This is a genomic window from Allobacillus saliphilus (assembly GCF_018138385.1).
GTDB classification, from domain to species: Bacteria; Bacillota; Bacilli; order Bacillales; family Alkalibacillaceae; genus Allobacillus; species Allobacillus saliphilus.
This window is the reverse complement of sequence record NZ_JAGSIE010000016.1, coordinates 29,464-52,970: the sequence shown is the minus strand read 5'-3', so window position 1 is coordinate 52,970 and position 23,507 is coordinate 29,464. Positions and strand designations below refer to the sequence as shown.

General features: G+C 37.5%; 19 protein-coding genes and 1 other annotated feature. Of the genes, 6 read left to right on the top strand and 13 right to left on the bottom strand.

The window, feature by feature from the left end; all coding sequences use genetic code 11:
• Nucleotides 1–12: 12 nt before the first annotated feature.
• Both KC820_RS06400 and refZ read right to left on the bottom strand, forming a co-directional pair.
• Nucleotides 13–1,716 carry a septation ring formation regulator EzrA gene (locus KC820_RS06400; protein ID WP_212369421.1) on the bottom strand — a complete coding sequence of 568 codons (1,704 nt, stop codon included), beginning with the start codon at nt 1,714–1,716 and terminating at the stop codon, nt 13–15.
• Nucleotides 1,717–1,838: 122 nt separating this feature from the next.
• Nucleotides 1,839–2,447, bottom strand: coding sequence for a forespore capture DNA-binding protein RefZ (gene refZ, locus KC820_RS06395; protein ID WP_212369419.1), 609 nt, complete (start codon nt 2,445–2,447; stop codon nt 1,839–1,841).
• Between the two features lie 92 nt (nt 2,448–2,539).
• On the opposite strand from refZ, the gene KC820_RS06390 reads away from it, so the two are divergent.
• The 3 genes from KC820_RS06390 to KC820_RS06380 all read left to right on the top strand — a co-directional run bounded on the left by KC820_RS06390 (nt 2,540) and on the right by KC820_RS06380 (nt 4,967).
• On the top strand, nt 2,540–3,022 hold the full coding sequence (locus KC820_RS06390) for a GAF domain-containing protein (protein WP_212369416.1): 483 nt from the start codon (nt 2,540–2,542) through the stop codon (nt 3,020–3,022).
• A gap of 235 nt (nt 3,023–3,257) precedes the next feature.
• Nucleotides 3,258–3,860, top strand: coding sequence for a 30S ribosomal protein S4 (gene rpsD, locus KC820_RS06385; protein ID WP_144088103.1), 603 nt, complete (start codon nt 3,258–3,260; stop codon nt 3,858–3,860).
• 219 nt (nt 3,861–4,079) lie between these two features.
• Entirely contained in the window at nt 4,080–4,967 is an 888-nt protein-coding gene (locus tag KC820_RS06380; RefSeq protein ID WP_212369413.1) for a hypothetical protein, read from the top strand.
• A 61-nt stretch (nt 4,968–5,028) separates the two neighbouring features.
• Here the strand turns inward: KC820_RS06380 and KC820_RS06375 are convergent, their stop codons facing one another.
• Complete coding sequence (locus KC820_RS06375; protein ID WP_212369410.1) at nt 5,029–5,451, bottom strand: CotY/CotZ family spore coat protein; 423 nt, start codon at nt 5,449–5,451, stop codon at nt 5,029–5,031.
• 144 nt (nt 5,452–5,595) lie between these two features.
• Here KC820_RS06375 and KC820_RS13520 point away from each other — a divergent pair, with 144 nt between their 5' ends.
• Nucleotides 5,596–6,264, top strand: coding sequence for an SPOCS domain-containing protein (locus KC820_RS13520; protein WP_212369407.1), 669 nt, complete (start codon nt 5,596–5,598; stop codon nt 6,262–6,264).
• A gap of 421 nt (nt 6,265–6,685) precedes the next feature.
• Here the strand turns inward: KC820_RS13520 and KC820_RS06365 are convergent, their stop codons facing one another.
• The 7 genes from KC820_RS06365 to nfsA all read right to left on the bottom strand — a co-directional run bounded on the left by KC820_RS06365 (nt 6,686) and on the right by nfsA (nt 14,874).
• Nucleotides 6,686–7,408, bottom strand: coding sequence for an EAL domain-containing protein (locus KC820_RS06365; protein ID WP_289039360.1), 723 nt, complete (start codon nt 7,406–7,408; stop codon nt 6,686–6,688).
• 226 nt (nt 7,409–7,634) lie between these two features.
• A complete protein-coding gene (locus KC820_RS06360; RefSeq protein ID WP_212369400.1) occupies nt 7,635–9,605 on the bottom strand; it encodes an FtsX-like permease family protein in 1,971 nt (656 codons plus the stop codon).
• Complete coding sequence (locus KC820_RS06355) at nt 9,595–10,356, bottom strand: ABC transporter ATP-binding protein (protein WP_212369396.1); 762 nt, start codon at nt 10,354–10,356, stop codon at nt 9,595–9,597. Before KC820_RS06355 ends, KC820_RS06360 begins: the two co-directional genes overlap by 11 nt.
• Before the next feature lie 141 nt (nt 10,357–10,497).
• Nucleotides 10,498–11,502 (bottom strand): sensor histidine kinase, encoded by a 1,005-nt coding sequence (locus KC820_RS06350; RefSeq protein ID WP_212369393.1) that lies wholly within the window; start codon nt 11,500–11,502, stop codon nt 10,498–10,500.
• Nucleotides 11,499–12,236 carry a response regulator transcription factor gene (locus tag KC820_RS06345; RefSeq protein WP_272874468.1) on the bottom strand — a complete coding sequence of 246 codons (738 nt, stop codon included), beginning with the start codon at nt 12,234–12,236 and terminating at the stop codon, nt 11,499–11,501. The genes KC820_RS06350 and KC820_RS06345 overlap by 4 nt, the downstream gene beginning before the upstream one ends.
• A 97-nt stretch (nt 12,237–12,333) precedes the next feature.
• Nucleotides 12,334–13,902, bottom strand: a complete 1,569-nt coding sequence (mbcS, locus tag KC820_RS06340) for an acyl-CoA synthetase MbcS (protein WP_212369390.1) — start codon at nt 13,900–13,902, stop codon at nt 12,334–12,336.
• A gap of 225 nt (nt 13,903–14,127) precedes the next feature.
• The gene (gene nfsA / locus KC820_RS06335; protein ID WP_212369386.1) at nt 14,128–14,874 is read right to left on the bottom strand and encodes an oxygen-insensitive NADPH nitroreductase; all 747 of its coding nucleotides are present in this window, start codon (nt 14,872–14,874) and stop codon (nt 14,128–14,130) included.
• Nucleotides 14,875–14,998: 124 nt separating this feature from the next.
• Here nfsA and KC820_RS06330 point away from each other — a divergent pair, with 124 nt between their 5' ends.
• Nucleotides 14,999–15,661, top strand: a complete 663-nt coding sequence (locus KC820_RS06330; protein ID WP_212369382.1) for a peroxiredoxin — start codon at nt 14,999–15,001, stop codon at nt 15,659–15,661.
• A 54-nt stretch (nt 15,662–15,715) separates the two neighbouring features.
• Here the strand turns inward: KC820_RS06330 and KC820_RS06325 are convergent, their stop codons facing one another.
• The 3 genes from KC820_RS06325 to tyrS all read right to left on the bottom strand — a co-directional run bounded on the left by KC820_RS06325 (nt 15,716) and on the right by tyrS (nt 20,030).
• Nucleotides 15,716–18,469: a UPF0182 family membrane protein gene (locus tag KC820_RS06325; protein WP_236782550.1), complete on the bottom strand. Its 2,754-nt coding sequence runs from the start codon at nt 18,467–18,469 to the stop codon at nt 15,716–15,718.
• 84 nt (nt 18,470–18,553) lie between these two features.
• Nucleotides 18,554–18,733, bottom strand: a complete 180-nt coding sequence (locus tag KC820_RS06320) for a hypothetical protein (protein ID WP_212369379.1) — start codon at nt 18,731–18,733, stop codon at nt 18,554–18,556.
• Between the two features lie 28 nt (nt 18,734–18,761).
• Nucleotides 18,762–20,030, bottom strand: a complete 1,269-nt coding sequence (gene tyrS / locus KC820_RS06315) for a tyrosine--tRNA ligase (protein ID WP_212369376.1) — start codon at nt 20,028–20,030, stop codon at nt 18,762–18,764.
• 62 nt (nt 20,031–20,092) lie between these two features.
• Nucleotides 20,093–20,294 (bottom strand) — a binding site (T-box leader).
• A 161-nt stretch (nt 20,295–20,455) separates the two neighbouring features.
• Between tyrS and KC820_RS06310 the strand changes: the two genes are divergently transcribed.
• The gene (locus tag KC820_RS06310; RefSeq protein ID WP_212369372.1) at nt 20,456–23,479 is read left to right on the top strand and encodes a transglycosylase domain-containing protein; all 3,024 of its coding nucleotides are present in this window, start codon (nt 20,456–20,458) and stop codon (nt 23,477–23,479) included.
• Nucleotides 23,480–23,507: the final 28 nt, after the last annotated feature.

The window sequence follows — 23,507 nt, the reverse complement described above, 5'->3', positions numbered from 1 at the left end:
TCACACTCCTATTTAAGAAACCGAAGTCTCTTCTGCTCCAACGAATTCTTCAATTCGTTTCAATGCACCAGGTTCAATTTCTTCTAAGGACTGTGCGGCTTTTTCCAATGCTCGTTCATATTCATAATCGAGGAAGTCTGCTTCTGCTTCTGCAATGTTTGCAGCTAATATTGGATATTGGCTACGGTACCGATTCGCATATTGAATCACTCGTTCGGCAAGTGTTGCTTGTTCAATAAGTAAATCCGTTTGCTCAACAGCTTTTTTGACACATTTTTCTGCTTCATTCAATAATTCAGCAGCTTTGTCCATATCAAGCGGCTGTTCTTCGATGTTCTCATGCCCTTGTTCAATCAGCTCTCTCGCTTGGTTAACGAGTTCGACCAAATAATTTGGCACACCAGGCAAATTGTGTTTGTGCAATTTTTGTTTAACAACAAGAATTTGATGTTTCAGTTCTGCAATTTGATCTCTGGCCTCAAGCTCATCTTTTCTCAAATTATGGAGGTAATGATCAAAAGCTTCTTGTGGTTCTTGCCATTCTTCATACTGCGTGAACCATTGTTCGATTGATGTACGGACCGTCGAGAATGGTTTATTTTCGTCTTCAAGCGTTTGTTTAATTTCAATGGCTGCCCGATCCAACTCATTGATTAATTGTTCAAGCTCTTTTTGTTTTTCTTGTTTTTCGCTATTTAGATGATAATTTTCTTGCACTGCGGCAACATTTTCTTTCGTTTTCTCAAATGTTTCTTTTGCTTGCTGTAATTGTTCATCCATTTTCGGAACATGTTCTACCACGTATTTCTTATCCATTGCTTCTTTTTCTAAATCATCATAGATTTCTTTAATTCTAGATTCTACTTCGGCTATTTTTTCACTGACTCCATCGTCATTTCCTTGGTTCAATTGCTCAATTAAAGCCAGCAATGTTTCATGCAATAAATTAACTTCTTTATCGACACCTAAGTGTTGAATTCGGAAGCCTTCATCTCTCATTTCACGTAAGCCATTTTGCAAATGATCCAACTCTTCAGGAAGGGACTGTTTACATGCTCTGTACAACTCTGGGAAATCATTTGATTTTCGTTCAATCTCAATTAGACGAGCCTGCAAGTCATGGACCAATGATTGAGCTTCAGTATAATTACCTTCGTCACTCAGCTCTTCAAAACGAGCCAGCTCAGCTTCAACTTCATCTAACTCAACTTCAAAAACGACTTCTGCTTTACCGAGTTGATAACCGTTTTCCAACACTTTTTTACGAACTTCTTTAATTCGTGGATTTACCTTTTTTGCTTCTTCTCTACTGTTTTGTTCGGAATGAAGCAAGCGTTCCACTTCTGCAAAAATCTCATCAATTGTATATTCAACTTGATTTAACGTTTCTTCAGCGGATTGTAATACGAGAAAAGCTTTTCGGAATCGATATTTCTCAGCAGCTTCCTCTGATGCGAGTAATTGGTCTTCTAACGATCCAAATGTTTGATGATTGATTTCATCCCATTCTTCTCGCCAGGATTCAAACAGCTCCTCTGTTTCACCTGATAGATTGAGGTGCCTGATTTTACCCAATTCTTCCGCTACTCGACGATTCATCAAATAGACTTTCTTTTCTTCTAATGCATCTACACGTTGGTATATCTTCCGCCTCATAAAAACACCAACCGAAATAAATGCAACAATGATGATTAAAATTGTTAAAATCAGTTCCATCAGAAGCCCTCCAACCTCACGACTCGTGAATCCTATCTTTATTTCTATATGATAGCATGTTTAAACAATAATTGGCTAAAATTTTAAGCATTTTATATAAAAATCTATCCGTTTCTCGGTTTTTATGTCGAATGTTCGGATAACGGCAGCCACTTTTTGAATGTGTCGATGTATGCGCGAATAAAAGATTGACTACTTTGGTCCCAGGCATACCCCTTTTGCCAATCATTTGCATACATGAACGGCGCATTCAGTAAACTTTTCAATTGAATATGTAAGGCGTCCTTTGAAGCCCCTTTCAATTCCAATACGTTCGCCACTGTATTCACCATCTCATTCATTAAATAACGCTCTTTCGCGACATATGTGGAAAACATTTCCCTGATAAAAATATTATCTAATGACAACTCACGTTGAATAAAACAAGTAAATTGAAAGTTCTCATACTTATATTGTATAATTTCTTCAATTACATTAAGAATACGTTCTGCTGGCTGATCATCTTGGCGATCTTCAAGTAAATTTTCGACTAACTCTAGGTAGCGTTCATAATAGTCGACAGTCATCGTTTCAAGTAATCCTTGTTTATTTTTAAAATAATAACTGATCAAAGAAACATTAACATTCGCTCTCGCTGTGATCGCTCGAATCGATGTCCCTTTAAAGCCATTATAGTAGAATAATTCCGCAGCAGATTCCATTATTTTATCTCTAGAACTTTTTTCTGACATGAAATCACCTCATATTATTATACCATTCGATAGAATGATTGAAAAACCTTCCCATTTATTTCGGGAGATTACGACAAAAAGGAGAATTACATATGTTTGAAACGATTTCCTATAATGGAACGAAAGAAGAAAATTATCAACTATTGATTAAGCAACTTGCGAGTTTATTGGAAGGTGAAAAAGATGTCATTGCCAATTTATCGAATGCAAGTGCGTTACTGAATCAATTTTTAGATAAAGTTAACTGGGTCGGGTTTTACATCATGAAAGGTGATGAGTTAATTCTCGGGCCATTTCAAGGACTTCCTGCCTGTGTTCGGATTGCAGATGGTAAAGGTGTTTGTGGGACAGCCTCCCAGACTAGAAAAACACAGTTAGTAGCTGATGTGAATCAGTTCCCTGGACACATTGCGTGTGATGCTAGAAGCCAGTCCGAAATTGTTGTTCCGATTATTATAAAGGACGAGGTATACGGCGTATTAGATATTGACAGTCCAATTAAAAATCGTTTTGATGAAACAGATCAAAAATATCTCGAAGAATTCGTCAATACACTCATCCCTTTTATAGATTAAACTTTCTAGTAAATATCCTTGACGGTAATAGGTATTACGCTTATAATGGTCTTTGTGTAAAATAAAGAGCAGCCTATGTGTACCAGCTATGTTGTATTTTGTACCTCCAATGTGAGGTGTATCCCGTAACTCTCTGCTGCTGGAGCGAAGATACATGAAAGCAAAATACGCATGGTGACTGAGGGACACACTGTTACTATTTTATGCAAATATAACATAAAAGGAGGAGAAGCTCGTGTCACGATTCACAGGCTCTCTCTGGAAAAAATCCAGACGTTACGGTATTTCTTTAACCGGAACTGGAAAGGAATTGGAAAGACGTCCTTACGCACCAGGCCAACATGGTCCTACACAGCGTAAAAAGCTTTCCGAGTATGGTTTACAGCTTCAAGAAAAGCAAAAATTACGTTATATGTTCGGAATTACTGAACGTCAATTCCGCAACACTTTCGTTATTGCAGGTAACATGAAAGGTGTTCACGGTGAGAACTTCTTGATCTTGCTAGAATCTCGCTTGGATAACCTTGTTTACCGTGCTGGCTTTGCACGTACACGCCGTCAAGCGCGTCAGCTTGTAAACCACGGTCACATCACTGTAGATGGAAGCCGTCTTGACATTCCTTCCTACCGTGTGAAACCTGGTCAAGTTATTGGATTGAAAGAAAAATCCCAAAACCTTGACATTATTGTTGAAGCAATCGAAGTGAATAACTTTGTACCAGAGTATTTAACTGTCGATGCTGACAAAAAAGAAGCTACTTTCAACCGCTACCCTGAGCGTGAAGAAATGCCTTCTGAAATCAACGAAGCGTTAATCGTTGAGTACTACTCTCGTTAATTAGTTAACATTGTAGAATTTATAATCAAAAACTCTCGAATTCTGATTTTACTCAGATTCGAGAGTTTTTTGTATGAAAAATGTACTGTTTTGTCTTTATATTCAACCCGACTATTTAGCTCAACCGCCTTTTTCTTTACATACAGGGCATAGCCACTTTCCTCTTCATATATTTATCATAGTTATATAAAGAGTCATAATATGAAGGAGGAAAAAATAATGAATCATCATTTACTCTCAAATCCTCAGACATGTTGTCAAATCATGCTTGATCATAAGATGCAACTTGTAGAACCAGCGATAGTTAGAAGAGGTATTGAGATTGAAAGAACTTGTGAAGCATGGATTGAAGGAGTCGTTCCGGAAAAAGTCATTGTCGGTGGACGGTTATTGAAAACAGTCACCTATCAAGCGTTGAATTCAGCTGGAATTGTAGAAGAAGATACGGTCAAGGAAGACGAAGTGCGTTTTCAATGCATGATTGACCGTGATGATGCAAACGAAGGAGATGAAGAAATTTTTGAAGTTGTTGGATGTACAATTTTGGGTACAGTATTCGAAGAATTAATAAACTTTGGCACGCGTCCATTAATTGGCGATGAGTTCGAGGAGGAGGTCGCTTTTAAACTAATCGAAAAAGATATTATCAAAGTGTGCGTGCGTAGAACTGAAGAACCGCCTGAACCAGGTGAGTGTTGTACTAACACCATCGGCTGGTGGGGGGACAGAAATGACTCAATTCCAGATTCTGAATATCAAATGTATTTACCTCAGAATATTGGTACCCCTGGAGGAGATTTCACAATAATCGTAACCACACCAGATGAAGCAAGAACGATTATTCAAACGACACCACCACCTCAATATAACCAACTCCGACGCCAATTATTAGCAGCTAAATTAAATCTACGTCGTTGTCAATTGAATGTTGAGGACCCAAGTTTACAACCTCCTGAAGAGGTCGCAACGGCTATGGAAACAGCTGATGATTATTTCGCTAATACCGACCCAAATAATCCAGACCCGCCACCAGTTGGTACAATCGATATTTTATCAGCATTTAACGAAGGTGCCTATGCAGAAGATGGCTTTCCTTTCTGTGGTTAAAATATAAAACCAAAAAAGTACCTGCTAGCATTCTAGCAGGTACTACTTTATTGTATAATTGTTATTTTCCGAATGTGTATGGTAAACATTTCACTGCATTATAACAACCGAGCTTTACAGTAATACACTCACTTGTTTTTGTTACATATTCAACCTGACATATCTTTTCCCACTCTACTTCGCCTGTTTCTTCATCAACAATTGATCTATTGGGACGTAGCAGTTCCAATTGTGCACAGTTGTTTTCACAATCAACTCGAATAACCTTAAAGAAGACGGTCAAAAAACAGTCTTTTTTTCCAACAGAGCCGAAAGTAACAAACGGATTGCCGTACGGTGTCTGAAGAACAACAGGAACATATCGATGGTTATACCCACAATAGGACATACTCTTAGCTTTTTGCTGTGTTTTTTGGATTAATAATAAAGTATCACAAACGCAGTCAAATTTACTTTCTGTATGTTCCCATTCATCTCTACTCACACAATCCTCCCCCTCCCTGACTATTCTGTCTTACTATCGTATGGTTTTTGAATTTAATTTGTTTGGGTTTCGACTAATCGCTGAACATAATCAAATTTATGCTTCCTTTCATACAATGTTATTGATGAGCAAGGAGGTGAAGGTGTGGATTTTAATTCTTCAAAAAAGCATAAAGACAAACAGAACAAATGGGACATAAATAATGATAAAGCATGTAATTGCTCACATGAGTGTAACTGTCCTGGTCCTCCAGGCAAGAGAGGTAAACGTGGAAAAAGGGGTAGTAAAGGCGAGCAAGGTCCTCGAGGCCCGAGAGGCACACAAGGACCACCTGGTGAAAAGGGTGAGCCAGGTTCGCCCGGGCCTCCAGGGCCTCCAGGGCCGCCTGGGCCACCTGGACCACCGGGACCACCCGCTAAGAATAAATTATGTTGTGTTCAATTAATTGACCATCGAACGCAGCTTATACCTCCTGCTCGTGTAGGCAGTGTCACCGTAAACAAAGAAATTACAGCTCGAATTAAGAAAGTTTGCGATGGAGTGCTTATTATTTTAGGAAATATAAAATTAACCTTTCAATATGTATCGGAAAACAATGAAGTTCGTACCATCGAAAACGAGCTTCCCTTCCATTGTTTAATCGAGAGCGAAGAAATTAAACCGAATCAGACATATACAATAACCAAAAAAACTTTTTTTTGTGAAATATTAAACGAAGAATCAGGTTTTACTAGCGATCAAGCAGGTGAGCGATTATTTTATCGATATCATGGAAAAGATGTCATTAAGATTTGTGTTAAAAAAGTTGATTAACTGTATAATTGGGCTCCAAAGTTAGTAGTAAATGAAAAATATCCCTATAACATTTAGTTCATCAATGTTATAGGGACCACTGTCAATTCCTATGTAAATGATATAATCTCTTATAAAAATAAATACCAACCAATAAATCCAAAAACGATAATTAAAGGAATCAAAATAACATACATGACGGACAAACTAGAAAAACTTTTGTATAAATTATAATCTTTCTTTCCTTTATTACCAATCATGAAGGTAAATATGAGTGCAATAATAGAAATAACCATTATGAGGAAAAGATAAAAGTACATCGATTGGCCTCCCTAAATGTCTTCTGTTTACCTTAATGATAACATATCTATATATTAATTGATGAGACCATTTTTTCATTTGTATGTCTTTCAATCAACAGAAGGTGACCCAACTAAACCGTTTATATAAAATTCTTTATAGGTCCAGGTCGACCAAAATGGTAGCCTTGACCATAATGAATACCTAACTTTTTCGCTACTTGACAATCCGCTTCAGTCTCAATCCCTTCCAATACGATAAAAATATCCGTCGGGAAAGATTTCATGATTGACTGAATAAATAATTTCTTTTTCGAACTCTCATTCAAGTTCATTGCATAAAAACGGTCGATTTTTGCAATATGGGTATCAATTTCCATACTGTTAATAAAACTATTCCCCTTACCTAAATCGTCTAAAGCTATGCGAAACCCGACCTGTTTTAGCTGTTGAATATTCTTATTAAGTTTGTACATATTTGTATTTTCTTTTTCGTTAATTTCAATTACGATGTTTTGAAAATCCAATGAAACTTTCTCAATGATTTCAATAAACTCTTCATAAAAATTCTGATGACATAGCGTCGATGGAAAAATGTTAATAAAAAGAGTGGATGTATTACACTCCTCTTGTAAGCAATCCTTCTTAAATGTTTCACATGCCATACGAATGGAAAACATATCTAATTCATATAGCAACCCTTCGTTTTTAGCTTTCTGAAAAAGCACCTCTGGATTCGGTATTTCTTCAGAACGGATCAGTGCTTCGAACCCGATAATTTCATCGTTCGACAAATTTATGATGGGTTGGAAAACATGAAATATATTAAGTTTTTTTATTGGAGAAATTTCTTTTATGTATGTCACTGAACATTTCCGTCCTTATGCATTAAATTGTCTTGTATAGTTTTAGTATAGCGAAACTCGTCGTACATTACTATGAAATTTTCCCGTTACAGTTTATATATCGACAAGAACAGCCAAGTGTTTAACAAAAAATTCCCGATTTTTCTTAACGAGTGATTGTTTTGATGTTCAAAAATAAGCCCTGTCATTCTCTTACAATGACGGGGCTTATCATCATTAAAATAGATCATAAAGCTTCTTGAATAATTTTCTTATAATACAATACGGATAAGAGGCCAAACAATGAATAAAGAACCGCATATAAGCTCATGACAATGAGCATTGGTGTCCATACTTCTGTACCAAAGAAAAACCAACCAGACTGAACAGCAAAGTAACTATGAAGAAGTCCGACGAACAAAGGAATTCCAAAGTTGAAAGATTGCTTGAGCTGAATACCTTTTATCAGATCACGTTGTGTGAAACCTAGTTTTCTCAAAATTGTATAGCTCGGTTTTTCAATTTCACTTTCATCCATTTGCTTGAAATACAATATACAACCGGATGTTACTAAAAATGTAAGACCTAGAAATCCGACGATAAACATGATTAAGCCCATATTCATCTTTTGGTTTCTAGCCATGTTTTGTTGTGAATCATTTCCTGCCCATCGGTCTATTTCTTCGGTTAGAAAAAGCTCATTTGCTTTCTCGATGTCCCGCTCACTAACGTCGACACCTCTGAAGGTTATAGCACCAGCATCTTGTGATCGATGTTGTAATTCAGGGTCCAAATCCACTTTTAATTGTTGGTATTTCTCTTCATCTACAATAGCGATTGGCATTCCGCCACCATTTGTAAAGTAACTAGATACATAGTACTCACGATTCAAACCTAGAAATTTCATCGAGAACTCATCATTTTCCGTTTTAATCGTTGCTTTTCCTGAATTTTTAAATGACATAAATCGTTGAAGAAAATCTGAATAGCCCGATAATAAGAAGTGATTTTCGTCCACATCAATTCCCTCGATTGATTCATCACTGATAATCGGCAATTGTAATTCACTTGGATTCATTGTCACCGAAGAGTCCTCTTCGAAGTTAAAGTCCATAATTTGTGATGCATCTAACTCAACATTGAATACTTCGATTTGATTTACCTGATAGTCAATGTTGTTCTCTTCTAAGATTGACGTAAATTGTTTATAGCTTTCTTCATTCACTAACGAAAAATCATTAATAACAAAATTCTCTGCTTGTTTCTCAGCTGAATAGTAAGAGATATAACTTAAACTTAGTAACCCGATTGCAAGTGCTGATACTGTCGTAATGATTGTCAGTAATAAGGCATTGGATTTCATTCGGAACATAACCGACGACAATGATAGGACTTGATTAATTGATAGATACCCTTTATGACTTTTTCGAATCAATTGCAAAACAAATGTAACAGATCCTTTATAAAATAAATATGTGCCAAATATTACTGCCATCAAAATGAATCCCATCGCAGAGAATAGCTCATTGACTGTGGTAAAATTCCCACTGAATAACTGCTGGGACACAACATAACCTGCAATGATTAAACCAATGCCTAAAAGACCAAGTAACACTTGAATAATGGATAGCTTCTTCACTTTAATTTCTGCTGACTGTTGAATAGTAAATAAAGATAGAATATTTTCTTTTTTTATAAATAAAGAGTTCACAAGCATGATGAATAAGTATATAACACCGAAGACGATTAGAGTCTGACTAAGCGCTTCCGTAGAAAAATGCATCGTCGCAATGTCGGTTACATCGGTCAATTTATAAACAATCATAACCATTAACTTAGAAATGGAAAACCCGACGCCGATTCCGATTGCCAATGAAACAAGATAAAGAATTAAGTTTTCTATCGTCAACAATCGGAAAACCTTCCCCTTCGTCATACCAATAAGCTGAAATAATGCAATCTCATTGCTGCGCCTTTTAATAAATAGGTTGTTTGCATAAATTAAAAACACACCAACAATTAGGATTAAAACAATTGTACCTGCTCTGACTGCTGCTTGCCCCTTGATCGTCCCAGTAGCTGGATCCATAGAAGCATCGTATTGAAGCGTCACAAATGCAAAATAAATGGATATACTGAAAATTAAAGCAAATACGTACAGATAGTAGTTTTTTAGGTTGTTCTTCAAGTTTCGATAGATCAATTGATTAACGTTCATGTTGCACCCCGCCCAACACGCCTTGTGTTTTCACAATATCTTTGAAGAATAATTGTTGGTCTTCATCCCCCTTATATAATTGTGAGTATACCTCTCCGTCTTTCAACAAAACGACACGATCACTATAACTAGCAGCCACTGGATCGTGCGTAACCATTAAGATGGTTGCTTCGTGTTTCTCATTCATTTCAACCATTTTGTTCAATAAACTTGAAGCAGCTTTCGAATCAAGTGCACCCGTCGGCTCATCTGCAAAAATGATGCTCGGTTGATGAATAAATGCCCGTGCTGCAGATGTTCTTTGTTTTTGACCGCCTGAGATTTCACTTGGATATTTGTTCCTTTGATCATAAATCCCCAATTCTTTTGCAGCTAAGTCGAACCTTTCATTTGCTTGTTGCTTGGATACTTTTTGTATTGATAAAGGAAGCAAAATGTTTTCTTTGACGGTTAGCGTATCAAGTAGATTGTATTCCTGAAAAATAAAACCTAAGTGGTGTTTTCTAAATTCAGCAAGCTTCTTTGATTTCATATTTGTAATGATGTGACCGTCTATCGTTATTGTTCCGTGACTCGCTTGATCAATTGATGACAATACATTTAATAACGTCGTTTTACCTGATCCTGAAGGCCCCATAATTGTTACGAATTCACCTTGATCAATGGTAAAATCGATTCCTTTTAATACTTCCGTACGGTTGAATTTGTTTCCGAAACTTTTATAAATTTTTTGAGCTTTCAATAAGTGCATGATTGATTCCCCTCTCGTCATTTCTATCTTTATTGTATCGTGACAATCATGTAGTCTCCTGTGTTTTAACGAACAAAACAGAAAAAGCATATGACATTTTTGTCACATGCTGTTTAGGTTAATCACGTGAATCGTTAATAATTAGCGAGAATCCCATAAATCGACTACTTCATTTTTCTTCGGAAAGATTAACGTAATCGTCGTACCAAACGTTGGTTTTGACTCTACCTCGAGTTTAATATGCAAAGATTCGGCGGCTTGTTTTGCTAAAAACAAACCCATTCCAGTTGCTCCATGATTTTTCTGGAACGTAGAAGTGAATCCTTTTTCAAATATTCTCGGCAGATCTTTTGCATGAATGCCTTGTCCTTCATCTCGTATCGAAAGATAAGCCTGGCCATTTTGTCGTTCACTTTGTATGTATATATCAGATTCTTCACTATACTTAACGGCATTAGATAACAATTGCCTTAGGATAAAGGAGAGCCATTTAACATCTGTCAAAACCGTTTCTTCTTGTAAGTCGATATCAAAACCAATGCTCTTGTAAATACACCATGATTTCATTGTACGAATCTCTTCATGAATTAACGGTTCAAAAAAAACCTTTTCCATGTACAAATCACTTTCAATAACAGCAATCCGCTTCTGGTGTAGTTGTTGATCGAGCAACATGTGGATGCGCAGCCATTCATAGTCTAAGTCTGATTTTAAAGTAGGGTTTTCAATGCGATCAATGATTAAATTCATTGCACTTAATGGTGCTTTTATTTCATGAATCCATGATAGCAGTTCGTCTTTTTCTTCTTCCAATTGAATTCGGTTTTCTGTCTCCATTGATCTTAGTTTGTCAAACTGTTGGTTCAGTCGATGTGCAACCACTTTCTCAAAAGGCGTAAAAGGCTTTGGTATTTCCGATGTATCCAGTTCGGATGATTGATTGTCCATAGATTTATAAAATTTCGATTCTCGTAAATAACGAATGATGAGAAAAATGACAAAGATGACCGATGTCAAAAATACAAAATATGTGACAGAACTGACTGGCCAATTTCGATCCAAGTAAGCCATAAACAGCAGAAGCAATTCAAAAAGAACAAACACACTGATCCAACTTTTCCGTTCGTTTATGTATTTCAAAATCATTCTGTGCCTTCCTTCGCCAAATAGCCTTGTCCGACTTTCGTTTCAATATATTCACCGAGCCCAATCTCGTCTAACTTTTTACGTAAGCGATTCACATTAACGGTTAACGTATTGTCACTTATAAATCGTTCGTCATCCCATAAACGATGAATCAATTCTTCTCTTGTAACGATATTGTTTTTCTTTTCCAGTAATTCTTTCAATATAAAAGCTTCGTTTTTTGTTAACTCGATGGACGCTTCATTCGTGGACACCATATTTTTCTCAAAATCTATCGTTGCACCAGCCCATGTTTTTATTTGGACTTGATCATTATTATAATTGTAGACTCTACGAAGAATAGCTTGGATTTTGGCAATCAACACATCGAAGTGAAATGGTTTTTGAACATAGTCATCTGCACCTAGCTGCATGGACATGACCATATCGGTCGGATGGTCACGTGATGATAAAAAGATGATGGGTACACTTGAGGTTGACCTAATCATTCGACACCAATGAAAACCATCAAATTTCGGTAGTTGAATGTCGATGATAATTAATTCCGGTTGAATTGTGCTGTATTCTTCCATCACATTTGAAAAGTCTTCAATCCCATACACTTCATAAGACCATTGTAAAAGCCTTTCTTTTATTTCATGGAATAAACTTTTATCGTCTTCAATAACTAATATTTTCATCGTGTCACCTACAGTTTCATAATGATTAGCTTTAGTTAAGTATATCGACTGCATTTTTATTCGACAAGCGAATGGATGAAATAATGTAGCACATGAATCGTTCGTAACAAATCAAGACTCCTCACCATTGTATTGGGAGGAGTCTTTCCTTTTAATTCATTTCTTGCTTCCGTAATTCCACTCGTCTAATTTTCCCTGAAGTCGTTTTTGGTAAGTCGTCGATAAATTCGATTTCTCTTGGATATTTATATGGTGCTGTTGAATTCTTCACATGATCTTGTAGTTCTTTAATCAAATCGTCAGAAGGTTCATTTTCACCTTTCAAGACGACGAATGCTTTGACAATATTTCCACGAACTTCATGTGGGCTGGCAACCACTGCACATTCTTGAACAGCTGGGTGCTTCACCAGAGCATCTTCAACTTCGAACGGTCCAATTGTATAACCAGAACTGATGATGATATCATCGCTTCTACCTTCGAACCAGTAATAACCTTCTTCGTCCTTTGATGCTTGGTCACCCGTCACATAATAGTTTCCGCGTCTAGATGCCGCTGTGCGTTCAGGATCCTTGTAATATTCACGGAAAAGTGCTGGAGTATCCAGTTTAACGGCGATATCCCCTACTTCTCCTGCTTTAACCGATTGCCCTAAATCATCAATGATATCGACATCATTTCCTGGTGTAGGCTTACCCATGGCACCTGGCTTTACTTCCATATCTTTCATGAAACCTAATAGTAATGTATTTTCAGTCTGACCATATCCATCGCGTACGGTAATATCAAAGTACTTCTTAAAGGTGTCGATAACTTCAACGTTCAACGGTTCTCCTGCAGAGACTGCACTGTGCAATGAAGACAAATTATATTGATCTAAGTTATCTTCTTTAGCCATTAAACGATACTCTGTCGGTGTGCAACATAGCACATTGATTTTCTCGTCTTGTAAAAGTGTTAAATAAGTGCTTGGCTTGAATTTTCCATTATAGACAAATCCAGTAGCACCTGAACCTAATACAGAAAGAAATGGACTCCAAACCCACTTTTGCCAACCCGGACCTGCTGTAGCCCAAACCTTATCTCCTTCGTTAATGGATAACCAATTGGGAGCGGCCGTTTTTAAATGAGCATATCCCCATCCATGTGTATGAACGACACCTTTTGGATTGCCGGTTGTTCCTGAAGTATAAGGTAAAAATGCAATATCATCTCTTTCTGTATTTGCCATTTCCAACTCATCAGATTCATCAGCCATTAATTCATCTAAATGTTTCCAACCTTCAACGGCTTGACCAACAGAGAATTTTACCAATTGATCGTATTCTTCCAACCCTTTATATTGATCAACAAAAGGATAATAAGAAATAACACCTCTTGCTTCACTATGACTCACACGGTACTGTAAATCTTTTTCCTTCAACATTTCCGAACTTGGTATGACAATAATCCCCGTTTTTAACGCAGCCAGATAAACTTCGTACGCTTTGATCAAGCGTGGAATCATGACGAGGACCTTATCGCCTCTTCGAAGTCCATTCTTCATAAAAGCGTTTCCAATTTTATTTACATTTTTCATTAAATCATCGTACGTACACTCTTCTCGGTTACCTTCCTCATCCAACCAAACGATTGCTTTTTTGCTAGAACCGTCAGCATATTTTTCCATTTCGGATACAATGTTGTAAGTTGCAGGGGCAATTAAATCTGTTTCGTTCATCTAGTTCCAACTCCCTTTCTAATTATGTTGTATTATTATATCAAAATTTTCTAATATTTTAAATTAAATAATCAAAAAAGATGAAATCATTTGCATAATATTCAATGCGGCCTTGTATTAAAAAGTGTGAGCTTTGATAATTGCTCATGTTCAGAACCACCAAAAAAACACCCTCTCCCGAACGCTGATTGAGTCCGTGTGAGGGTGTTTATGGTTTCAGATGAATTATGATTTGTTGAATCCTTTTTCTTGTACAAAGTCTTTCATATTCATACGAACTTGCTTGCTAAGCATATTCGTCATTTGATCAGACCACCGATCCTGTCTTTCACCGCTTGTTCTCGTATTGTAGTAACTGGATACAGTCTCATCATATTCTTTCAATTGATTCGTATATACGTCAATGTTTGAATTGTATTTCCCTTCATGATACACATGGTGTAAAGGTAAACGTGGCTTTGGATTGGACTGGTCTGCCGGATAGCCAATAGTCATACCAAATAACGGCAAAACATGTGAAGGCAAGCCCAGATATTCTGAAACGGACCCAATATTGTTTCGAATTCCGCCTAAATAACAAATGCCGAGTCCCATCGACTCTGCCGCAATAGCTGCATTTTGTGCTGCAAGCGTAGCATCCGTAATACCAACAATGAATTTTTCTGTACTTTCGAGCGTATCGGAAATCGATTCACCTTTATTTTTAGCCAATAACTCATGGCGATGAAAGTCCGCACAAAAAATAAGAACACGACTAGCATGTTCCACATGTGTGTTTTTAGAAAGCTCAGCAATTTTTTTCTTTCCTTCATCGTCTTTAATCCCAATGATTGAATATGCTTGGACAAAACTACTCGTGGAAGCGCTTTGTGCAGCTTGAATAATGGTTTCGATTTGTTCATCAGATACGGGTTCATTCGTATATTTCCGAATGGAACGGTGATTTAGGATTGTTTCAATCGTTGTATTCATTCATCATACCTCCATTTATTTTCAATCTATATCGTATATTAGTTCACAAATCGTTTGCAAGGGATTATAATAGAATATAAATCCTAGTAAACATATAGGAATTAAATTATAGGAGGGTTACACTATGTCTGAAGAAATGAATCAGCAACCTGAGATTCGCATACCACGTGTAGGTGAAAAAGCACCTCATTTTGAAGCATTAACAACTCAAGGAATGAAAAGGTTGGAAGACTACCAAGGGAAGTATTTAGTATTGTTCTCCCATCCAGCAGATTTCACACCGGTTTGCACAACTGAATTTGTTGCTTTCCAAGCGATCTATCCACAGCTCCGTGAATTGAACACAGAACTGTTAGGTCTTAGTATCGACAGTAATCAGTCTCACTTAGCTTGGGTCAACAATATCGAAGAAAATTTTAATATTAAAATTGAATTTCCGGTTATTGCTGACTTGAATAAAGACGTCGCATCTAAATACGGTATGTTAACACCAGAACATAATTCCACAGAAACAAATCGCGCTGTTTTTGTCATTGATGATAAAGGAATTGTTCGTGGAATTATCTATTACCCATTACAAACGGGAAGAAACATGGACGAAATCGTTCGCTTGATCAAAGCATTACAAACGACTGACGAACATAAAGTCTCTACTCCTGCAAACTGGGAGCCTGGTGATAAGGTCATCGTTCCACCACCTTCTACTCAAAAAGAGCTAGACGAACGTAAAAAAGATGACAGCTTAGAGATGATCGATTGGTATTTAGCCAAAAAATCGCTCGATTAATCAACCCATCATTAAAACTCCTCATTCGTGATGAATGAGGAGTTTTAATATGAATTATTCTACTTCAGCCAATTTTTCTTCGATTTGGGTCATGATGTCTGCTGCTTCCTGCCAATCTCCATTCGATAACGCATTCTGGTATTGCTCAAATAAATCGGAGAATTCGTTCAATAACTCATTCGCTTCATCTAACGGTACTCCTGCTTCACCTTCTTCAATTTCATCAGGTGCCGCATTCGATTCGATATAAGTCAGAATTCGATTTAATGCTTTATCAAACGTCGCTTCCATCACGATATAATCTTCATAAGCAATGATAACCTGCTTCACTTCCGGTAAAGATGTTTCATTACTTGATTCGATATAAATGGGTTCAACATACATCATCGTGTCTTCGATTGGAATGGCTAAAAGATTTCCTCGAATAACTTTTGATCCCCCTTGCGACCATAAGTTCAACTCTTGAGAAATAGTACTATCTTGATTAATTCGGTTTTCGATTTGTTGCGGTCCATACACATTCCGTTGTTTCGGAAAACGATAAACAATTTTCTCACCATAATGCTCACCATCATTTCGCACACCAATCCATGCAATCATGTTTTGTCGCTGCCTTGGTGTATATGGCATCATCAATATAAACTCTTCTTGTTCTGCATCTGGTAACTTCATCGTTACGTAATATGGATCCATTTCGGTATCTGAATCATAATATTTCTCTGTCGGGAACTGCCAGAAATCCTCTCGATTATAAAAGACTTCTAAGTTTTCCATGTGATACGTTCCATACATTTCTGCTTGAATGCTGAACAACCGCTCCGGATAACGGAAATGAGCTTGAAGATTTTCTGGAATGTCTTCCGTAAATAAATCCGGGAACATATTCGCATACGTTTGGACAAGTGGATCTTCTTCATCTACAACGTAAAAATTCACTTCACCCGTATAAGCATCAATCTCGATTTTTACCGAGTTTTTAATATAGTTATTTTTATCATTGTATTTCTCTGCATATGGATATTGGCTATCTGTTAAATAAGCATCGATAATCCATGCAAGACTTCCATCATCCCGCACATAAATATATGGGTCTTCCTCATATTCAAAGAATGGGGCAATGCGTTTCACCCGATCTAAAATGTTTCGTGTGACAAGGATCTGACTTTCATCGGTTACTTGATCAGACACTAACATCCGGAATGACATCTCATTCAATGAAAAGAGTAATCGATTCAGTCCAGTGAACGGAATCCCTGTATCCGCTTCATAACGATTAGATACGTTTGATTCGCCATCTGGATAGTCAAACTCATCCACGGCTGAGTTTACGATGACAGTTGGATACGATTGTTCACCGAAATAAATTTGCGGGCGTTCTACATCAATCTCACCCGATGTCGGTAAGTTTTTCACGAGGTATTCAGGTTGCCCTTGTGCTGTCACTTCATTTACGTGACTCATTGCAACACCATAGCCATGTGTATATCGTAAGTTTTGGTTTACCCATGTTTGTGCTTGCTCCGGTAAATCTTTCATACTTAGTTCACGAGCACCGATAAATACTTGTTCGTATTCGCCATCAATCATATACCGGTCAATATCGATATCTTTAAACTCATAATACGTACGGAACGTTTGGATTTGATTATAAACATCCTTCAAAGGACGTGAGTCATTAATTCGAATATTATTGATCGTCATTTCATTTCGTTCGACCATCTCCTCATCCAACGAAGCATTTCCTGGATGATCTTTCACTTCCATATCTTCCAACTCGTACGCCTGGCGCGTCATTGCTAAGTTTTTTTCTAGATATGGGGTCTCTTGTTGGAATTCATTTGGTGAGACGATGAATTGTTGAACGACTACTGATACTGCTTGACTGCCGAACAATACAAGTAAATAAAGACCAAACGGAATGATCAACCGCATATAATTTTTACGGAATAGCGTTATTACGGCCCAACCAGTTGCTAGCACTGTTACTGCTGCAAGTACATAAGCACTTGGAATGTTAATGACGTCATCTGTATAGCTTACCCCATAAACAGCGCTCTTTTGGAATGCATTTACTTGATTAGTAAATAAAGCATCATACATACCGAGGTAATGTGTAGCCGCTAATGATAGTCCGAAAATAATCATGTAAAAAGCTAACTGTATTTTAGCGATGCGGTGATGAAATGCTTGAAACATGAAATAACTGAAAGCTGCGACACCCGCTAAAATTAAGGAAAGAATCATCAAAACGTTCAATACGAAATTAAGCACGGGTAATGTAAAAAAGTAAAATGAAAGGTCATGTCCGAAATGCGGATCCGCTTGGTTGAAGCTGACTTGGTTGAACACCTTTAACACAGGCTCCCAGCCAATTTTTTGGACAATGAAACTTCCAAGTAAACCAATTAAAATGGAAATAATGATATTGGTCCATGTAACCATCTTTTTTGGTCCGATTTGTTGAATAAACTTCGCCTTACCGATTGTATCAATAATAATTTTTTGCATCCCGGCAAGGGTAAAATAGGTGAAAATAAAAAACAATAAGAATCCAGCAACGATTAAACTGATCTTTGTAATCAACGTTGTCGTATAAACAGATTCAAAGCCTAATGATTCCATCCAAATATAATTCGTCAAAAAATTAAAGATGACTGGAATGGTTAGTAACAGAAGAAAGATGAAGAAAAAGATCGTTCCCCATTTAAAGATTTTCTTCTTTTGAGTAGAGGTCATTTTATTTTGATTAAAAACAACCGTTTTCGATTTGCCTTTTGGCCCATTTGGACCGTTCGTCGTCCAATTCATTATGTATTCCCTCACTTTTCTTTCATATATAACCATTTTATCATACGTTTACTGTCTCGACATGGCTACAATAAAAACAATCTATTATGGATTAGGATAGTGAGCCAGGCTGTTGAGGTTTGACTGCTGGCTGCTGACTGCTGAAGTTTGGCGGATGACTGTTGAAGTTTGGTCGATGACTGCTGAAGAAACATCTGCCAAACAAGAATTAGAAAAACCCGAACAATTTATTACATCAAAATTGTTCGGGCTTTCATGTTTCATTAAATTTGTCTCTACTTCCTTATCGGGCTTACTGATGACGAATCAAGAAATATTTTTTCTTACCGCGACGAATGATGGTAAACAATCCATCCAATTTATCTTCATCCGTTATTTCATAAGCTGTATCCTGCTGTCGTTCTCCATTGATATAAATCGCACCATTGGTAATATCCTCACGCGCTTGGCGTTTTGAAGAGGATATTTTTGAGACAACGAGAAGATCGACAAGGCCGATTGAATTCTCTTCTAGTTCATAGGAAGGGACATCTTTGAACCCTTGCTCAATTTCATTCGCATTTAAAGCTTTAATATCTCCTTCAAAAAGAGCTTTTGAAATTCGAATCGCTTGCTGTAATGCTTCCTCACTGTGAACAAGTTTTGTCATCTCTTCTGCCAATCGCTGTTGTGCTTTTCGCTGTTCAGGACGCTCTTGTACTTCTTTTTCCAATTCAGCAATCTCTTCTAGTGAAAGGAACGTAAAGGATTTCAAAAACTTCACAACATCACGGTCATCCGCATTAATCCAGAACTGGTAAAATTCATAAGGTGATGTTTTATCCGCATCCAACCAAATGGCGCCACCAGCTGTTTTTCCGAATTTTGTTCCATCGGCTTTTGTTATCAACGGTACAGTCAAACCGAAAGCTTTTGCCTCTTCCCCTTCTTCAGTCGTTCGGCGAATTAATTCCAAACCTGCTGTAATATTGCCCCACTGATCACTACCACCTATCTGAAGCGTGCAATTCTCTAGTTGGTAAAGGCGTTGGAAATCCAATGACTGCAGAATCATGTATGTGAATTCGGTATAAGAAATACCTTGTCTAATTCGAGCTTCAACGGACTCTTTCGCAAGCATATAATTTACACTGAAATGTTTACCGTAATCGCGAAGCAAGTCGATGACAGACATTTTTGATAACCAATCGAAGTTATTGACGGCTACCGCACCTTTCTTCTCGTCATCAAAATCGATCAGTTTTGATAATTGCCCTTTAATGTCTTCTGTCCATTGTTGAACGATTGAAGCATCATTAAGTTGGCGCTCTTCATTTCGGCCACTTGGGTCTCCAATCATGCCTGTTCCACCACCGACAAGTGCAATCGGACGGTGTCCAGCCATTTGGAATCTTTTTAACATTAAAATCGGCAGTAAATGTCCGATATGCAGACTGTCAGCAGTAGGGTCGAAACCACAATATAATGAAACTTGGTTCTCTTCCAAGTGCTTTCTTAAGCCTTCTTCATCAGTGACCTGATTAATTAAACCTCGTTGTTTCAACTCATCTAAAATATGCATACTGATCCTCCTAAGTTTTGATAGCTATATATTTTTTTACACAAAAAAATCCCACGTCCAGTCATAGGGACGAGGGAATCGCGGTACCACCCTAGTTACAGAATTTAGCTGTCACTCATTCAGATAACGGATTTACCGTCTCTAACTTTCATTAGAGAATGCTCCAAGTCGTAATTCGAATCATGAATCGGACTGGTTTGCACCAACCACCAGCTCTCTGTTGCTCCTAAGACATGTTCTACTCTCACTCTTCAATACATTTATATATGATTTTCTTTCATTTATTAAAGCATATCTATATTTATTTTTCAACTAGAAACAATATTATTCTCTTCATATCATTCGTTGAATTATCAGGTAATTTGTAATATGTAGTGTCTATTAATCTATGCTATAATAAATTAGATTATTTAGGAGGTTTGAAGATGGGTTCAAATGAATCAAAAAATAAATTCCTGAAATTTTTTCAAGACGGAAAGTTTCCTCGTTTTACACGAATCGGCTTAGATGTTGGTTGGAATATTTTATTATTCTTTATCGTCATCGGACTCGTAGGCGGATTCATCGTAGGGGGCGTCGGATTAGGATATTTCGCTTCATTGGTAGATGATATGCCCGTTGAAGATGAAGATGAAATGAAACAACTCGTATTTGACTACGAAGAGACTTCTCATATTTACTTTGCGAACGATGTGTATATGGGGAAGCTTCGTAGTGACATCCATAGAGAAGAAACAACATTAGATAAAGTATCAGATCATGTAAAAAATGCTGTCATAGCAACAGAAGACGAATTATTTTATGAGCATAATGGATTCGTACCGAAAGCGATTATGCGTGCGATGTTACAAGAATTCACAAATGCTGACTCCCAAACGGGTGGTAGTACATTAACACAGCAGATTGTAAAAAACCAAATTCTTTCCAGTGAAGTTTCCTTTGACCGAAAAGCAAAGGAAATATTGATTGCTTCGAGAATTGAGAAGTTCATCGAGAAAGATCAATTGTTAGAAGCTTATTTAAATATCGTTCCTTTTGGGCGGGATTCTTCGGGTAGAAACATAGCCGGCATTCAAGCTGCTGCAGATGGTCTGTTTGATGTATCACCAAGTGAACTGAACTTGGCTCAAGCAGCATACATAGCAGGTATGCCGCAAAACCCTTATGCTTATACACCGTTTCTACAAGGTGGCGAAAAGAAATCAGAAAAAGCATTACAGGATGGCTTAGACCGGAAAAATATTGTTTTAAGCAGAATGTTAGAAACGGGAAAGATTACCGAAGAACAATATAATGAAGCAAGAGACTTTGATGTAATTGCTAGTTTGACAGATAAAAAGGAATCACTTTTCTCAGATTACCCTTATTTAACAATCGAGATCGAAGAACGTGCCATCGAAAAAATGGCATTGCATTTAGCTAAGAATGATGGTTATTCAAAAGAAGAATTTTATTCAGTGGAAGAAAAAGAAGCTCGTACGGAATATCGTGAACAAGCAGAACGTGATTTGAAACATAAAGGCTATAGTATCCATACAACAATCAACAAGGATATTTATGACGCTTGGCAGGATGCTACTGCAAATTACGGTCACTTCTATCCGACGAAAACAGTTCAGGTTACTAACCCACAAACGGGTGAACTTGAAACTCGTGAAATACCCATTGAAACAGGCGCGAGTATGATTGAAAACAGCACAGGACGAATTATTTCGTTTGTAGGTGGACGTGGCTATAAAAATGACAATATCAACTATGCTTTTTATAACACTCGACCAAACGGAAGTACGATGAAGCCATTGCTCGGTTATGGACCAGCGTTTGAATTAGGAATTTTCCAACCGGGAACTCCTGTTCCTGATATTGGCTTTTCGATTGGTGATTGGTCACCTTCCAACTATGCTGGTAGAGAGCGTGGTATTGTGACAGCAAGAGAAGCATTGGCGAAATCACATAACTTGCCTGCTGCTCGTATCATGCGTGGTTTGCTAGCTGTTGATAATAATCCAGCAAGATATTTAACGAAACTTGGAATTGCTGATTCAAACGAAGAAGCACAAACGGAAAATTTTCCTCCTGCAGTATTAGGATCTTTCTATTCAACAGTTGCAGATGTGACAAGTGGGTTTACAGCTTTTTCGAATGGTGGAAAACGAGCTGAACCGTTTATGATTGAAAAAATAGTAGATCAAGATGGAAACCCTGTTTATGAGCATGAGGTTCAAGAAACCGAAGTCTTCACGCCACAAACAGCATATTTAACGCTGGATGTTATGCGTGATGTTATATCAAACGGTACAGCAACATATATTAAGAGCCGCCTGAATAACCCAAGTGTAGATTGGGCAGGAAAAACAGGTACATCTCAAAACTTTGCGGATGCATGGTTTGTTGGTACAAATCCAAATGTGACAATCGGTACATGGTTCGGGTACGGATTATATGATTTAGACTCCAATGGACATGTTTCAGGTAGAGAAAGTAATATTATGAGTCTAAACAGTTGTCCTGGTGGTTGTTCGCTTGGCTATAGTAGTCGTAATACCGGTTACTGGTCTGCGTTGGTTAATGCAGCAGCCGATGTCGATCCAGAACTTGTAACGCCAAGTAAACGACATGAAAGCCCAGGTGGAATCGTGCAGCGTAGCTACTGTTTGATTTCTGGAAAGCTTCCAAGTGAGGCTTGTCATGCACTTGGATTAGTTCAAACAGATCTCTTTAATATCGAACATGTTCCGACCGAAAAAGATGACAGTGTCAAGAAAGGTAACTATGTAAAAATCGGTGATAAAACGTATGAAGCTGCCGATTCAACTCCAGAAGAATTTACTGAACAAGGCTATTTCATTAAACCTGATTTCATTGAAGAGATGGGACCTGCTTGGTTCCAGATTGATGACCTCAGTAAATTATTGCCGGACAACGAAGCTTGGAAAGATCTAGTCGTCCCTGAATCTGAATCACCTAAGAACAGTAATCCTGGTACGCCAAGTGGTGTTTCCATGAGTGGTAGCACATTAACATGGAACGATAGCAGTAATGCGATTGGCTATCGCGTCTTTATGGCTAATGAAAAAGGTGGAGACTTTAAACAGATTGACGCTACGACAGAAACTTCAATACGTGTTCCATCGAAAAATAAAGTTTACGCTGTTCGTGCAGTGAATTTTTACGGTAAAGAATCGAGCATATCCAGTACAGTCATATTCGGAAACGTAACCTCTGAAGAAGAGAAAAAGAAAAAAGAAGAAGAGAAGAAAAAGAAAGAAGAGCAAAAGAAGAAAGAAGAAGAGGAAAAGAAAAAAGAGGAAGAGAAAAAGAAAGAAGAAGATAAAAAAGAGGAAGAATCAAGCGGCGGAAATTCAAATGGAAGCGACAACTCCGGTGGAAACGAAAATGGTAACGGTGGGGACGATAAGAAAGACGAACAAATTGAACAAGGCGATTAATACTCTTTCTTTTGATAACAACTTTTCA